Annotated in this window: 15 protein-coding genes; 5 read left to right on the top strand and 10 right to left on the bottom strand. The window is 60.7% G+C overall.

The genetic code is table 11. The annotated features are described in order from the left end of the window. Positions 1-35: 35 nt before the first annotated feature. Entirely contained in the window at positions 36-1,280 is a 1,245-nt protein-coding gene (gene icd, locus Q0P52_RS12610; protein WP_293763015.1) for an NADP-dependent isocitrate dehydrogenase, read from the top strand. 57 nt (positions 1,281-1,337) lie between these two features. On the opposite strand, the gene Q0P52_RS12605 is transcribed toward icd, so the two are convergent. Together Q0P52_RS12605 and Q0P52_RS12600 are read right to left on the bottom strand one after the other, a co-directional pair. Beyond that, entirely contained in the window at positions 1,338-2,744 is a 1,407-nt protein-coding gene (locus Q0P52_RS12605; protein WP_293763017.1) for an ATP-binding cassette domain-containing protein, read from the bottom strand. Positions 2,745-2,909: 165 nt separating this feature from the next. Then, entirely contained in the window at positions 2,910-3,806 is an 897-nt protein-coding gene (locus Q0P52_RS12600) for a LysR family transcriptional regulator (protein WP_293763019.1), read from the bottom strand. 88 nt (positions 3,807-3,894) lie between these two features. Here Q0P52_RS12600 and mdtH point away from each other — a divergent pair, with 88 nt between their 5' ends. After that, positions 3,895-5,124 (top strand): multidrug efflux MFS transporter MdtH, encoded by a 1,230-nt coding sequence (gene mdtH, locus Q0P52_RS12595; RefSeq protein WP_293763021.1) that lies wholly within the window; start codon positions 3,895-3,897, stop codon positions 5,122-5,124. 77 nt (positions 5,125-5,201) lie between these two features. Here mdtH and Q0P52_RS12590 read toward each other — a convergent pair whose 3' ends face one another. Then, positions 5,202-5,405 carry a cold-shock protein gene (locus Q0P52_RS12590; protein ID WP_293763024.1) on the bottom strand — a complete coding sequence of 68 codons (204 nt, stop codon included), beginning with the start codon at positions 5,403-5,405 and terminating at the stop codon, positions 5,202-5,204. A 222-nt stretch (positions 5,406-5,627) separates the two neighbouring features. On the opposite strand from Q0P52_RS12590, the gene clpS reads away from it, so the two are divergent. From clpS to Q0P52_RS12575, 3 genes are all read left to right on the top strand, one after another. Next, positions 5,628-5,936 (top strand): ATP-dependent Clp protease adapter ClpS, encoded by a 309-nt coding sequence (gene clpS / locus Q0P52_RS12585; protein ID WP_293763027.1) that lies wholly within the window; start codon positions 5,628-5,630, stop codon positions 5,934-5,936. Further along, positions 5,936-8,215: an ATP-dependent Clp protease ATP-binding subunit ClpA gene (clpA, locus tag Q0P52_RS12580; protein WP_293763030.1), complete on the top strand. Its 2,280-nt coding sequence runs from the start codon at positions 5,936-5,938 to the stop codon at positions 8,213-8,215. The genes clpS and clpA overlap by 1 nt, the downstream gene beginning before the upstream one ends. 169 nt (positions 8,216-8,384) lie before the next feature. Further along, positions 8,385-8,930, top strand: coding sequence for a hypothetical protein (locus tag Q0P52_RS12575; protein ID WP_293763032.1), 546 nt, complete (start codon positions 8,385-8,387; stop codon positions 8,928-8,930). A gap of 33 nt (positions 8,931-8,963) precedes the next feature. Here Q0P52_RS12575 and xerD read toward each other — a convergent pair whose 3' ends face one another. From xerD to Q0P52_RS12540, 7 genes are all read right to left on the bottom strand, one after another. Next, positions 8,964-9,851, bottom strand: a complete 888-nt coding sequence (gene xerD / locus Q0P52_RS12570; protein WP_293763034.1) for a site-specific tyrosine recombinase XerD — start codon at positions 9,849-9,851, stop codon at positions 8,964-8,966. Beyond that, on the bottom strand, positions 9,835-10,371 hold the full coding sequence (locus Q0P52_RS12565; protein WP_293763035.1) for a methylated-DNA--[protein]-cysteine S-methyltransferase: 537 nt from the start codon (positions 10,369-10,371) through the stop codon (positions 9,835-9,837). The genes xerD and Q0P52_RS12565 overlap by 17 nt, the downstream gene beginning before the upstream one ends. A 134-nt stretch (positions 10,372-10,505) precedes the next feature. Further along, positions 10,506-10,874: a 50S ribosomal protein L19 gene (gene rplS, locus Q0P52_RS12560; protein WP_293763037.1), complete on the bottom strand. Its 369-nt coding sequence runs from the start codon at positions 10,872-10,874 to the stop codon at positions 10,506-10,508. A gap of 3 nt (positions 10,875-10,877) precedes the next feature. Beyond that, entirely contained in the window at positions 10,878-11,645 is a 768-nt protein-coding gene (gene trmD, locus Q0P52_RS12555; protein ID WP_293763039.1) for a tRNA (guanosine(37)-N1)-methyltransferase TrmD, read from the bottom strand. Further along, positions 11,645-12,151 carry a ribosome maturation factor RimM gene (rimM, locus tag Q0P52_RS12550; protein ID WP_293763041.1) on the bottom strand — a complete coding sequence of 169 codons (507 nt, stop codon included), beginning with the start codon at positions 12,149-12,151 and terminating at the stop codon, positions 11,645-11,647. The genes trmD and rimM overlap by 1 nt, the downstream gene beginning before the upstream one ends. Positions 12,152-12,191: 40 nt before the next feature. Beyond that, entirely contained in the window at positions 12,192-12,440 is a 249-nt protein-coding gene (gene rpsP / locus Q0P52_RS12545; RefSeq protein ID WP_293763043.1) for a 30S ribosomal protein S16, read from the bottom strand. Positions 12,441-12,666: 226 nt separating this feature from the next. Then, positions 12,667-15,342, bottom strand: coding sequence for a bifunctional acetate--CoA ligase family protein/GNAT family N-acetyltransferase (locus Q0P52_RS12540; protein WP_293763045.1), 2,676 nt, complete (start codon positions 15,340-15,342; stop codon positions 12,667-12,669). Position 15,343 lies beyond the last annotated feature (1 nt).

Here is a 15,343-nt window from a genome sequence, read left to right as displayed (position 1 = left end):
AGGCCGCCACCACCACAGATAAGGAGAGAAAAAGAATGACAGCTTCGCATATTCAGGTACCGGCCGGCGGCCAGAAAATCGTCGCAGGACAAGCGGTGCCCGACCAGCCGATCATCCCCTTCATCGAGGGAGACGGCATCGGCGTGGACATCACCCCGGTGATGATCAAGGTGATCGACGCCGCCGTGGAGAAAGCCTACGCCGGAAAGAAAAAGATTCACTGGATGGAAGTGTACGCGGGCGAGAAATCCACCCGGCTTTACGGCCCGGACGAATGGCTGCCCAAGGAAACCTTTGACGCGCTGAAAGAATACGCCGTGTCCATCAAGGGCCCGATGACCACGCCGGTAGGCGGCGGCATCCGCTCACTCAACGTAGCGCTGCGCCAGGAGCTGGACCTCTACCAGTGCGTGCGTCCGGTGCGCTATTTCAAGGGCGTGCCCTCGCCGCTGAAAAACCCGGAACTCACCGACATGGTGATTTTCCGTGAAAACACCGAAGACATTTACGCCGGCATCGAATGGCAGGCCGGGTCGGAAGCGGTAAAGAAAGTCATCGGTTTCCTGCAGCAGGAAATGGGCGTGAAGAAAATCCGCTTCCCGGAAAGCTCCGGCATCGGCATCAAGCCCATCTCGGTAGAAGGCACTGAGCGACTGGTGCGCGCCGCGCTGCAGTACGTCATCGACAACGACCGCGAGTCGCTGACGCTGGTGCACAAGGGCAACATCATGAAGTTCACCGAAGGCAACTTCCGCGACAGCGGCTATGCGCTGGCGCGCAAGGAGTTCGGCGCGGAACCGATCGACGGCGGGCCGTGGTGCAAGTTCAAGAATCCGAAAACCGGCCGCGACATCATCGTCAAGGACGCTATCGCCGACGCCTTCTTGCAGCAGATCCTGCTGCGCCCAGCCGAATACGACGTGATCGCCACCACCAATCTCAACGGCGACTACATCTCCGACGCGCTGGCGGCGCAGGTGGGCGGCATCGGCATTGCGCCGGGAGCCAACATCTCCGACAAATACGCCTGCTTCGAAGCCACCCACGGTACCGCGCCCAAGTATGCCGGCCTCGACAAGGTCAACCCGGGCTCGCTGATCCTGTCCGCTGAAATGATGTTGCGCCACTTGGGCTGGCGCGAAGCGGCCGATCTGGTGATCAAGGGCATGGAAGCCGCCATCAACGACAAGATCGTCACTTACGACTTTGCCCGCCTGATGGACGGCGCCAGCGAAGTCTCCTGCTCCGCCTTCGGTGACGCCATGATCGAACGGATGTAAGCGCCGCGCTTCGGCCAACCATCCCCAGCAGGACAGCCCGCCTCACGGCGGGCTTTTTCATGCCCCCAGCCGGTAGCGCCGGACGCCGCCTACCGCATCAAGGAACGCCTCATCATGCGAAATCAGCAGCAAGGCTCCCGGATAGTCGCGCAACACCTCGATCACATGCGCACGGGTGCGCGCGTCAAGATGATTTCCCACTTCGTCCAGAATCAGTAGCGCCGGCACCTTGGCGGCCACGCAAGCCAAGGCCAGCCGCACGCGCTCGCCGCCGGACAACACGGCAACGCGCCGCCCCGCTTCACCGCCCTCCCGAAACAGGAAATCCGCCAGATGTTGCCGGCGTTGCGCCATTGCCCAAGCCGGCGTATGCCGCTCCAGCGTCGACAGTACCGTATCGTCCGGCTGCAAATCGGCCAAATGCTGATCCAGATAGGCCACCGTCGACGCTTCGGGCAACAGCCATTCCCCGCTCACCGCACAATCTGTCGGTCTACCTGCCAGTACGCTTGCCAGCGTGGATTTGCCGCTGCCGTTGCGCCCCGCCAACGCCAGCCGCTCCCCTGTGCACAAGCCCAGGTAAAGCTTGCTCAGCAAGACGCGCTCAAACGCCAGCTCACCATTGCTGATCTGCACGATCACCCGCTTGCCCTGCGATGCCGCCGCAAAATGAAAGCGCGGTGTCACCACAGGCGGCGCGGCGTTCTCGCTGATTTGCCGCGCCAGTTGCTGACGCCGCTCCCGCAAGACGGCTTGCTGACGCCCCGCCGTTTCATTGCCTCGCCCCAGCTTGGCCGGCGAGCGCACGGTAGCCCATTTGCGTTGCGCAATACTGCGGGCGCCATGCAAGCGCGCTTTGCCGGCACGCTCCTGTTCCGCCATGCGCGCCGCGTGCAACGCTTGCGCCTCCCGCTTGAGCAACTGCATTTCCCGGCCTTGCGCGGTGCGCCCTTGCGCCAGTTCGCGCAGATAATCCTGATAACTGCCGTTGAACACCCGTACCCTGCCGTCGGCCATGTGCCAGACGGTATCGCATACTGCGTCAATGAGCTCGGCGTCATGCGACACCATCGCCAGCGTGCCGTAAAAACGGTTCAGCCGGCTGATCAGGGCTCGCCGCCGATCGCTATCAAGGTGATTGCCCGGCTCATCCAGCAACAGCAAATCGGGCTGTTCGCCTAGCGCCGCCGACAGCGCCCGCTCTACCGCTTCGCCGCCGCTCAACGAGCAATCCTTCGGCAAACATTGCGGCAAATAGCCCAGCCTCAGCGCGGCGTCCCGCCACACACTGCCGGCATCCGGCGCCAGCTCGCCCAGCAACAGGCGCAGCAGGCTGGATTTGCCACTGCCATTGTCGCCGACAATGGCCACGCGCTGCCCCCACTGCAAAGTGAGATGCACATCGTCAAGACAGAGAGATTCAGGAAAAGCAAGGCAGACGCCCTGCAATCGGATAAGAGACATGCTGTGTACTCGCGTCAGGTCGCAATAGCCGTGTGAAACGGCGCGAACCCCGTTGATCGGGGCGGATCAGTCGCGAGAAAAGCTCATGCTCTTGGTCATCCGGTAAAGGCGGGAAAGCGGCTATTGTCCGCCGATCCGCACCCAAGGTAAACCGCTGGCGGCATGTCAGCCTTGCTGGCACTCCCCCGCCAGCGCCCGCGCCGCATCCAGCACAATGCCCTTGGCGGGGTCCATGCGCTTGCCGGCGCGATAGGCCATCATCACCTCCCACTGCCAGAGCGGCAGCTCGCCCACCTCCAGTCGCACCAGCGTGCCGTCGCGCAAATCGCTGCGAATCGACAATTCCGGCATGAAGGAAACAAAACCGTGGCGCAACACCAGCTCGCGCGCGGCGGAGGCCGGCTGGATGGCGTGAATGGCGCTGTGCTGCGGGCGGGAAAGACGAATCTGCCGGATCAATTCTTCACAGCCGTCACCCCAATACTGCGGTGCGATGCGGTACTCGGCCACCTCGGCCAGCCGCAGCGCCCCACCCGCTTCGGCCAACGGATGCCCGGCGGCCACCACCGGCACGATGGGAGAGCGCCACAGCAGCTCCATCTGAATGCCGGACATCGGCGGGCATTTGAGTACAAAGCCCACATCCACCTGCCCGGTCAGCAGCTCCTGCATGATCTGCTGGGAGTGATCGGTGTGGCAGCGAATCTCGATCGGCGCTTCGGCCAACCTGGTCAGCACCAACCCGAATACCGGCGACGCCAGCGACGGCAGGCAGGACAGATGCAGCCGAGGCAAGGCGGGCGTTGCCTGCATGGCTTCCTGCGCCTGCGCAAAAGCCTCAAGCGATTGCCGGGCCGGCCCCAGAAAGGCCAGGCAAGCTGCCGTGGGTGTCGCACCGCGGCGATGCCGCTGAAACAGAATATTGCCCAGCGTCTCTTCCAGCAGCGCCACGCGCTGGCTGACCTGCGGCTGCGACCACCCACGCCGCGCCGCCGCCTGGCTGAAACTGCCCAGCTCCGCCACATCCACCAGCAACTGTAGATCCGCCAAAGAAATAGACATTACAAAATCCAATATTAACTATTACCAGAAATACCGTTACATGATAGCTGAGCCGCCCTCTAGAATGCCATTTCAATAGGGAGAAAACATGGCATCCGCAACGCGCGCCCGGCGCATGGGCAAATGGTTCATCTTGCTGGACAACATCCTGGTGGTATTGGGTTTTTTCATGGTGTTTCCGCTGATCAGCCTGCACTTCGTCGACCAGCTGGGCTGGGCGGCCGCCAGCGTTGGCCTGGCGCTGGCCATCCGCCAATTCACCCAGCAGGGCCTGGGCATTTTCGGCGGCTCGCTGGCCGACCGCTTCGGTGCCAAGCCGCTGATTGTCGGCGGCATGCTGCTGCGCGCCTTGGGCTTCGCCCTCATGGCCATCGCCCACACGCCCTGGGTGCTGATTCTGTCCTGCGTGCTGTCCGGCCTGGGCGGCACGCTGTTCGACCCGCCGCGCAACGCGCTGGTGGCCAAGCTGGTGCGCCCGCGCGAACGCGCGCACTTCTTTTCCATCCTGATGATGCAAGATAGCGCCGGCGCGGTGATCGGTGCGCTGCTGGGTTCCTGGCTGCTGCGCTTTGATTTCGAATGGGTGGGCTTGGGCGGCACGCTCATGTTCATCATCGCCGCGCTGGCCAACGCGCTGCTGTTGCCGCCCTACCGGGTGGCCTCCCAGCGCGGCGCGGCGCCGCTGGCTTCGATGAAAACCGTTCTGGCAGATCGCGCCTTCATGCGTTTCGTCCTGACGCTCAGCGGCTACTACATGCTGATGGTGCAAATCATGCTGCTGGTGCCGGTCACCATCAAGCAACTGACCGGCACCTCGGCCGCCGTGGGCTGGATGTACACACTGGAAACCTGCCTCTCGCTCACCCTGCTGTACCCGCTGGCGCGACTGGGGGAGCGCCGCTTGCGTCGGGAAACCCGTATGTTGATCGGGCTGGCGCTGATGACGCTCAGCCTGGCGCTGATGGCGCTGGTCAACCATCCGGCACTGGCCTTCGTCGTGCTGGCGGTGTTCTATCTGGGCTCCATCATCATGGAACCAGCGCGGGAAACGTATGTGGCGGGTCTAGCCAATCCGCAGGCGCGGGCCAGCTATATGGGCACCAGCCGCATCGGCCTCGCCCTGGGCGGCTTCGCCGGCTATCTGGGCGGCGGCTGGCTCTACGACATCGGTCGCGTCAACGCCCTGCCCTCGCTGCCATGGCTCACACTGGCCGGTGTCGGCAGTCTTACTTTCCTGCTGTTGCGGAGACAATTCTTCGGCCAACCAGCACCGCCTGACGGCTGCCGCCCCTGCGATGCAAAAACAAAACCCGCCTGAGGGCGGGTTTTGTTATGAATCTGTCAGTATGCTGATTTTGCAATCAACTTACCTGGGAATCCTTGCGATATCCAGAATCAGGCTGCCTGGATATTCGACGCTTGCTTGCCCTTCGGGCCAGTCACCACGTCAAAGCTTACGCGCTGACCCTCTTTCAGGGTCTTGAAGCCTTGCATGTTGATGGCGGAAAAATGGGCGAACAGGTCTTCACCACCCTCATCCGGGGTAATAAAGCCAAAGCCTTTAGCGTCGTTGAACCACTTCACGGTACCAATAGACATGTTACTTCCTTGATTGACAATGGCTGGTGAGGCCGACCAACTCAAGCTTGCTGTGATCCTGCAACGGCAGGCATGCCAAACAACTAAGCCAAGCACCTGAACAGCATTTCTACGCAACCATCGCCACAGCGTCAAGTCGAAAAGGAAATACCCACTCCCCCCTTGAAAAAAAGTTCAGGGGAACCAAAATTGAAGTAAAACGCCGTTTCACTGAAAGTCGACATGCCAACGCAGTTCAGCGACGATGCCGTCAAACAGGCATCCAGGGAGAAGCTAAAGCCTCCTCCCATGTATAAGGTCCTGTTATTGAACGATGATTTCACCCCGATGGAGTTTGTGGTGGAAGTTTTGCAGCAGCTCTTCCACATGAATCGCGAGCGAGCGACTCATGTGATGCTGCAGGTACATACGCAGGGTCGTGGCGTGTGTGGCGTTTATACCAAAGACGTAGCGGCAACCAAGGTCGAGCAGGTTCAGCAAATGGCCCGATCCCACCAACACCCGCTTCAGTGCGTTATGGAGGAAAACTGATGATTGCCCAGGAGCTTGAAGTAAGCCTGCATATGGCGTTCATGGACGCCAGGCGCAAGCGCCACGAATTCATCAGCGTGGAGCACCTGCTGCTTGCCATGACCGACAATCCGTCGGCAGCCGACGTGCTGCGCGCCTGCGGGGCGAATATCGACCAACTGAAAAAACAGCTGGGCGATTTTATCGACGAACACACCCCCACCGTACCGGGGGAAACGGAAGTGGAAACCCAGCCCACCCTGGGATTCCAGCGCGTCATTCAGCGTGCCATCCTGCATGTGCAGTCGTCCGGCAAGAAAGAAGTCACCGGCGCCAACATTCTGGTGGCCATCTTTGGCGAGAAGGACTCCCACGCCGTGTATTACCTGCACCAACAGGGCATTTCCCGGCTGGACGTGGTCAACTTCATTTCGCACGGCATCACCAAGCAGCGCTCGCAGCAGCACCCGCCCGAGCCGCGCGACCAGCACAACGACAGCGACGGTGAGGAACAATCCTCCAGCGCTGGCGGCGCGCTGGAAAACTACACCCAGAACCTCAACCAGCAAGCGCGCGACGGCAAGATCGATCCACTGATCGGCCGCGAGCACGAGCTGGAACGCACGGTGCAGATCCTCTGCCGCCGCCGCAAGAACAACCCGTTGCTGGTGGGCGAAGCCGGTGTGGGCAAGACCGCCATCGCCGAAGGCCTTGCCCGCCGCATCGTCAACGGCGAAGTGCCGGAAGTGTTGTCCCAATCCACCGTTTACGCGCTTGACATGGGTGCGCTGCTGGCTGGCACCAAGTATCGCGGCGATTTCGAGCAGCGACTGAAATCCGTCATCAAACAGCTGACCGACGACGAACACGCCATCCTGTTCATCGACGAGATTCACACCCTCATCGGCGCAGGCGCGGCGTCCGGCGGTACGCTCGACGCCTCCAACCTGCTGAAGCCCGCATTGTCCAACGGCAGCCTGCGTTGCATCGGCGCCACCACGTACAACGAGTACCGCGGCATCTTCGAAAAAGACAACGCCTTGTCGCGCCGTTTTCAGAAGATCGATATCCCGGAGCCCACTGTCGAGCAGACCGTGGAAATTCTCAAGGGTCTGAAATCCCGCTTCGAAGCGCATCACGGCGTGAAGTACACCCAGTCCGCGCTGTCCACCGCGGCTGAGTTGTCGGCGCGCTACATCAATGACCGCCACCTGCCGGACAAGGCTATCGACGTCATCGACGAAGCCGGCGCCGCGCAGAAGATCCTGCCTAAATCCAAGCAGAAGAAGGTGATCAATAAGTCTGAGATCGAAGACATCGTCGCCAAGATCGCGCGCATCCCGCCCAAAACGGTCTCCAGCGACGACAAGAACGTGCTGAAGAATCTGGAACGCGATCTGCGCAACGTGGTATTCGGTCAGGACAAGGCCATCGAAAGTCTGGCTACCGCCATCAAGATGACCCGCTCCGGCTTGGGCAACCCGCAAAAGCCGATCGGCTCCTTCTTGTTCTCCGGCCCCACCGGCGTGGGCAAGACTGAAGTGGCGCGTCAACTAGCCTATGTACTGGGCGTGGAACTGATCCGCTTCGACATGTCGGAATACATGGAGCGCCATGCCGTCAGCCGGCTCATCGGCGCGCCTCCTGGCTATGTCGGCTTTGAACAGGGCGGCCAGCTCACCGAGGCCATTAACAAACACCCCTATGCGGTGCTGTTGCTGGACGAAATTGAAAAAGCCCATCCGGACATTTTCAATGTGCTGCTGCAGGTGATGGACCACGGCACACTGACCGACAACAATGGTCGCAAGGCAGACTTCCGCAACGTGGTACTCATCATGACCACCAACGCTGGTGCTGAATCCATGTCCAAACCGACGCTGGGCTTCACCAACAGCAAGGCGACCGGCGACGAAATGGCGGACATCAAGCGGCTGTTCAGCCCTGAGTTCCGCAATCGGCTGGATGCGATGATTCCCTTCCGCATGCTGGACGAACTCATCATCATGCAGGTGGTGGACAAGTTCCTGATGCAGCTGGAACAGCAACTGAGCGAGAAGAAGGTGGACATCCACTTCACCGACAGCCTGCGCGCCTTCCTGGCCAAGCGCGGCTTCGACCCGGTAATGGGTGCCCGTCCGATGGCTCGTCTAATTCAGGACACCATCCGCAAGGCGCTGGCGGACGAGTTGCTGTTTGGCCGGCTGGCTGATGGTGGCGAGGTCACGGTTCTGGTCAACGACAAGGACGAAGTGGAGTTGCAGTTTGACAAGGCCAGCCTGGCGACTGAACCCGCCTGAACAGTTTGAAATCACCCTGCACACAACAACGCCGGCTTTCGCCGGCGTTTTTCATGGCGCAATCACCGCACTCCCCAAGCTTGGCCGAAGCAGGAAATGCAATACACTGCTGCTATGCTGATGCAATATGTGGCGCCGTCGGCGCTGCAAACTAGCCAGGAGACCTGCTATGATCCCTCACCTACGCCCGCTGCTAGCCGCAGCCTTTCTCCTGTTTTTCTCCGCACTGGCCGACGCTGCCGAGCCGCTGAAGATTGCTTTTGTCGATACCGGCAACACTGGACGCAGCGTCACGGCGGAAGCGCTGGCCAACACGCTTATTCAGCAGCGACATCTGTCCATCGCCATCATTTCCCGCGCGGTGGATATGGACCCCTTCGACACACATCCTGAAGCCAACGCCGCCACCTTGCTGAAACAGCGAGGCATCGACGTCAGCCAACATCTGGCTGCGCAACTGAGCGCCAATGACGTGCGGCACGCAGACCTGCTCCTCGTCATGACCGCCAAACACAAAGCCAAGGTGCTCACCCTGTTCCCCGAAGCCGCAAGCAAAACCTTCACTCTGAGCGAGTATGCCAGCGGCGCCGACAGCGACATCGCCGATGCTTGGGGCAAGCCGATGGCAGTCTACGAGGACATGTTCAGACAAATGGACAAACTGGTGCCTGCCGCGCTGGAAAAGGCCGCTGCGCAGCAAGCCTCCAAGCCTTAGGGCCTGGCACCCCTCCACGGCGCAAGCCAGCGGTTAGCCGCGAGGGTGGTGTTGCGCGTGTAGCTGCTTGAGCCGTTCCCGGGCAACGTGGGTATAGATCTGGGTAGTAGAGATGTCGGAATGGCCCAACAACAGCTGCACCACCCGCAAATCGGCGCCGTGATTGACCAGATGCGTGGCAAAGGCGTGCCGCAAGGTATGCGGACTGATTCTGGGCAAACCCTGCCGACTGGCGTAGCTGCCAATCAGATGCCAGGCCATTTGCCGGGTCATGCCTGCCTTGCGCTGAGTGACAAACACCTCATCGCATTGCGTCCCGCCCAGCAAGAGCGGGCGAGCGTGCTGAAAATAGCGATCCAGCCATTCCAGCGCCACCTCCCCGATGGGCACCATGCGCTCCTTGCTGCCCTTGCCGCGCGTAATGATGAGCCCGGTGATACGGTCAAGCTGCTGAAGCTTCAGCCCCACCAGCTCCGACACCCGCAGACCGGTTGCATACAGGAGTTCAAACATCGCCTTGTCGCGCAGGCCCAGTGGGGTATCGACATCGGGCGCTAGCAACAGCAACTCCACCTGTTTTTCCGACACGCTCTTCGGCAAACGTTGGCCTATTCGCGGCGTTCCCAGGTGCTGCGACGGGTCGTCCTGGCGCACCTCGGCCTGCAACAGAAACTGGTAGAAGCGGCGCATGCAGGAACGCAGGCGCGCCTGAGTCGCAGGTTTTGCTTCAGCCAGCCGTCGCAGTAAAACAGCCTGCAGCTGGGCTTCGCTGGCCTCTATCAAGCTTGCGCCCTCTTCCGCCAGCGCCGCTGCCAGTTTGTTCATGTCCCGCCGATAGGCAGCCAGCGTATTGGCGGACAAGCCATCTGTCAGCCACAGATGGTCCAGAAAGCGGTCTATCGCGTCAGCGCCATTGCTCATGCTGCACCAGCCACTGCTTGATCATGCGGGTAGCCAACCCGCTGGAACGATTGAACCCGCCCAGGCTGCGGCCCGCCACCACCCGATGGCAAGGAATGATGATGGGCAGCGAATTGCGCCCGCAAGCGCCTCCCACTGCGCGAGGCGCCGAGCTAAGCTTGTCCGCCAGCTCACGGTAACTGGCCAGCTCGCCCAGCGGAATCTCGCGGATGGCCTGCCAGACCCGCTGCTGATACGGCGTGCCGCTCACGCGCCAAGGCACGGTAAAGACAAAGGCCGGATCGCAAAAATACTCCTGCAGCTGCTCCGCCGCCCAAGCCGCCACGCTGCCGGCATCCGGTTCTTGCACCGCGCGGTCCGCCGGCAGGAAGTCCAGCGCAGTCAGCATATCGCCACAAGAGAGAATGCCCAGTTTGCCGAAGGGTGCGTCGATAACGGCCTGGTAGTCGAGTGCGGCATCCGGTACGGCCAGCGATGGCTTGTCGAGCGGCAGGTCAAGAGCAGGAAGCAGCGAGGTCATGAGAGGTCTGACGAGAAGTAAGGCGTAGGCATATGGTAATCCCGTTCACTACGCGCACCAAGCAGGGCGCGGCAGGCATAAAAAAAGCGCGAGGCCAAAGCCTCGCGCTTTCATCCAGCCTGATGGTATCAGGATCAGCCTTGCTTGCGAGCCGGCAGTTTTTCCTTGATACGTGCGGACTTGCCGGTACGGCCGCGCAGGTAGTACAGCTTGGCGCGACGTACGTCACCGCGACGCTTCACTTCAATGGAAGCCACCAGCGGGGAGTAGGACTGGAAGGTACGCTCAACGCCTTCACCGGCGGACATCTTGCGCACGATGAAAGAGCTGTTCAGACCGCGGTTGCGCTTGGCGATAACCACGCCTTCGTAAGCCTGCAGACGTTCGCGGTTGCCTTCCTTAACCTTTACTTGAACCACTACGGTGTCGCCAGGAGCGAATTCCGGGATGGTTTTGCCCAGGCGGGCGATTTCTTCTTGCTCGAGCTTCTGGATCAGATCCATGAGTTACTCCGGTTTTGTCTGGATATCTTGTTCCTGCTGGTACTCTGCCAGCAGCCGAGATTCCTGTTTTGTCAGAGAGCGGCCTTGCAACAGCTCGGGACGACGTTGCCACGTGCGTCCCAGCGACTGTTTCAGCCGCCACTTGGCGATCAGCGCATGATTACCGGACAACAGCACATCCGGCACCCGCATGCCCTGATATTCTTCGGGTCGGGTATAGTGCGGACAGTCAAGAAGACCGTTCACAAATGAATCTTCGCAGGCCGACTGCGCATCGTTCAGCGCGCCGGGCAGGAGGCGAATAACGGAGTCCATCAACACCATGGCCGGCAGCTCTCCGCCAGACAAGACGTAATCGCCGATGGAAATTTCCTCGTCCACCTGACGCTGGATCAGGCGCTCATCCACCCCTTCGTAACGACCGCACAGCAAAATCAACCCCGATCGCTGCGACAGCTCCACCACACACTCGTGGTCCAGCCGACGCCCTTGCGGAGACAGATACACCACATGGCTTTTCGCCACGCCGGCACTGTGCTGCCTGGCTTTGGCGGACAGAATGGCCGCTTCAAGCGGTTCTATCTGCATCACCATGCCGGGGCCGCCGCCATAGGGACGCTCGTCAACGCGACGATAGTTGTCCTGCGTGAAATCGCGCGGGTTCCAGCACTTGAAATGCCAGATGCCCATGTCCAAAGCCCGCTGGGTAACCCCCGAGCGGGCGATGGCATCGAACATTTCCGGAAACAGGGTAACGGCGTCGACTTGCATCAGTAGTCGAGACCCCAGTCCACCAGCATGACGGCATCCTGCAGTTTGACTTCAAGGACAAACTGGTCAACGAAGGGAATCAGCTTGCGGCCGTGTTCACCGTCCACCACCAGTACATCGTTGGCGCCAGTTTCCATCAGGCTGCTTATCTTGCCCAGTGTTACACCGTCCTTGTTGACGACGGACAGACCAATCAGATCCGCCCAGTAATACTCGTCGTCGCCAGCTTCCGGCAGTTCACTGCGGGGGACGGCAACCTGCATGCCGCGCAAGGCTTCGGCGGCATCTCGACTTTCGACGCCCTCAAGCTTTGCGGCCAAGGCTTTGGGTTGCACAGCCCCGTTTTCAAATGTGTATGGCTTCCAGTCGCCCGATCGGCCCAGCCACCAGACCGGGTAGTCGAACAGACTGTCAGCATATTCGGTATCGGCATGGAGTTTCACCCAGCCCTTGATACCGAAGGCGCCACGCACAAACCCCATGATGACGAGATCGTTATCGTGCATGCGCCTCAGGCTCCGTCGTGTTTCGTCAATTGACGAAAGATCAGGCGGCAGCTTTCTGGGACTTCAGCACCTTGGCCACAGCGTCGGAAACCTGGGCGCCAACGCCGATCCAGTGGTTCAGACGATCGGAAGCCACGCGTACGCGCTCTTCCTTCTCGTTGGCTACCGGGTTGTAGAAGCCAACGCGCTCGATGAAGCGACCGTCACGACGATTGCGGGAGTCGGTTACAACGATGTTGTAGAACGGACGGTTCTTGGAGCCGCCACGTGCCAGACGAATCACTACCATTGTCGATTGTCCTTAGATAAAAACGGTAACTTAGAAAAGCCCACGATTTTATGGCACTTTTCCCTTATCTTGCAAGCGCTTAATCCGGAGACGGCCCGATGCGGCAACAGCGGCTGACGCTTTGACCACAAAAGCAACGCCGCCAGCGCGGATCAGACCGTGAAAAAACAGTCGGCCAAGCTGCGCGGACAGCCTGGCCGAAGAGTAAGGAACACGCCAAGGCGACTCAGAGAATCTTGGTAACCATGGTCAGCGCGCGATCTTCCGGATGCGGCTCTACGGTAAAGCCAAGCTTGTGCATCAGCTTGAGCATGCCCTTATTGCCGGCCAGCACTTCGCCGCGCATCACGGTGAGGCCCTGCTCGCGCGCCGCGTCGAACAAGGCATTCATCAGGATGAAGCCAATTCCCTTGCCCTGCCATTTGTCGGCCACTTCCAGCGCGAATTCACACCCCTCGTTGTCCGGATCGGTGATGAAGCGGGCCACCGCCTGCTGCTCTTCGCCCTGCTCTGTCTCGCAAGTCATGGCCAGCGCCATCTCTCGGTCGTAGTCCAGCTGGGTAAAGCGCACCAGCATGGTTTGCGACAACTGCTTGATGCTGGACATGTAGCGGTTATAGCGGCTTTCATCGGACAAGGTGCGCACGAACTCCTGCTGCATGTCGGCGTCCTCCGGTCGCACCGGCCGGATAGTGACGGCCATGCCGTCATTCAGCGTGGCCTGACGCACCATGTGGGTGGGGTACGGCATGATGGCCATGTGCCCGTAGCGCTTGAGATCCGGCCGCTGGGCCTCGACGATGATGCGGGCGTCGAGCGCAATGACGCCTTTTTCATCGGCCACCAGCGGGTTGATGTCCATCTCCCGCACTTCCGGCAGTTCGCACACCATTTCGGAGACGTGCAGCAGCACGTCTTCCAGTTCGTCCATATCCACGCCCGGCAGATTTTTAAACGGCCCGAGCAACTGGCCGATACGGGTCTTGCGCACCATATTGCCCACCAGATACTTGTTGATGGGAGGCAGGGCCAATGCGCGGTCGTGCATCACTTCCACCGCGATACCGCCAGCGCCGAAGGTAATGACCGGGCCGAAGGCGCCATCGTGGGTCACACCCACCATCACTTCCCTCGCGAAACGTCGCTTGCGCATCGGCTGCACCGACACGCCCTCCACCCGCGCTTCCGGCATAGCTGTGCGGGTGCGCTCGAGGATGCCGGCGAAGGCGTCGCGCAGCGTGGCCTCATTGCTAATGTTGAGCTCCACGCCACCAACGTCGGATTTGTAGATCACATCGGGAGAGTCAATCTTCAACACCACCGGGTAACCGATTTCTTCGGCCAACTTCACTGCTTCGTCGGCGCTGCGCGCCAGCCGGGTAGGATTGACCGGAATGCGGAAAGCCGCCAGCACATCCTTGGACTCACGCTCGGAAAGGATATTGCGTCCCCCAGCCAGCGCCGCCTGAATGATGCCGCGCGCGCGGCCGATATCGGGCGCTTCCACCTTGCCCTCCAGCGGGCCAGGCGTCTGCAGCAGCAATTTCTGGTTGTGATGGTAAGACGCCAGGTTGCGGAACACCTCGATGCCGTATTCCGGCGCGCGGAAATGAGCGCACTTCGCCTTGGAGAACAGGTCACGGCTTTCCGACACTTTGGCGTCGCCCAGCCAGGACAGAAACAGGGGTTTGGTGGTTTCCCGCTGCAGACCGATCATCAGCTGCGCGGTGGTCATGTGATCGGTTCCCGCTTGCGGCGTGAAGATCACGAGCACGCCATCCACATTTTCATCGTCGAGGCAGGCTTTCACTGCCGTGCGGAAGCGTACCGGGCTGGCGTCGCCGATGATGTCCACCGGATTGCCGTGCGACCAGTTGCGCGGCAAGGTGCTATTGAGCAGCTCCATGGTCTTGTCGGACAGCTTGGCCAGCTCCACGCCATTGATATAAGCGCTATCCGCCGCCAGCACGCCGGGACCGATACCGTTGGTCACGATGGCCAACCGACGACCCAGCACACGGTAATTGGCCGCCAGCACCTTGGCGGCAGTAAACAACTGGGCAATGGACGATACCCGCAGCACCCCCGCGCGGGACAGCGCGGCGTCGAACACATCGCCGCTTTCCACCAGGTTGCTGGAATGCGTCAGGCCGGTCAGGTCATCCTGATAGCGGCCGGACTTGATCACCACCACCGGTTTGGTACGGGCGGCAGCCCGCAGGGCGCTCATGAATCGGCGCGCATTATGAATGTGGTGAACATGCAACAGGATGCCTTGCGTGAAGTTGTCCGCCACCAGGTAATCGAGAATTTCGCCGAAATCCACATCCAGCGCCTCGCCTACCGAAATCACACTGGAAAAACCGATGCCCTTGCTGTCGGCCCAGTCCAGCATGGCGGTACACAGCGCGGAAGACTGCGACACCAGCGCCAGATTGCCCGGCCGGACTTTGCTTGTGTAGTTGGTGGCATTGAAGCCGGCCACCGGGCGCATCAGGCCCAGCACATTAGGGCCCAGCACGCGAATACCGTAATGACGGGCAATGGAAACCGACTCGTTGAGGATCTCCCGCTCCAGCTGTTCGCTGTCGGAGAACTCTTTGGCCAGCAGCACCGCCTTGATGCCCTTCTTGCCGCAATCCTTGATGATGGCCGGCAAGGTACGGATGGCGGTGCACACCACCGCCATATCCACAGCCGGCTCTATCTGCCGCACCGACGGCACGGCGGGAATGCCGCCCACCACCGAATGATTGAGGTTTACCGGATACAACTTGCCCTGGAAGTTGCCCGCCAACAGATTGGCGAACACCGACTGGCCGATGGATCCCGGCGTATCACTGGCGCCGACAACGGCGACGCTACGGGGCGAAAACAGCGGGGTGAGATAATGTGGCCTCATA

It is taken from the genome of uncultured Aquitalea sp. (genome assembly GCF_945957525.1).
In the GTDB taxonomy this organism is placed as follows: domain Bacteria; phylum Pseudomonadota; class Gammaproteobacteria; order Burkholderiales; family Chromobacteriaceae; genus Aquitalea.
The sequence above is the reverse complement of the archived record's forward strand: the minus strand, read 5'-3'. Positions and strand labels throughout refer to the sequence as shown.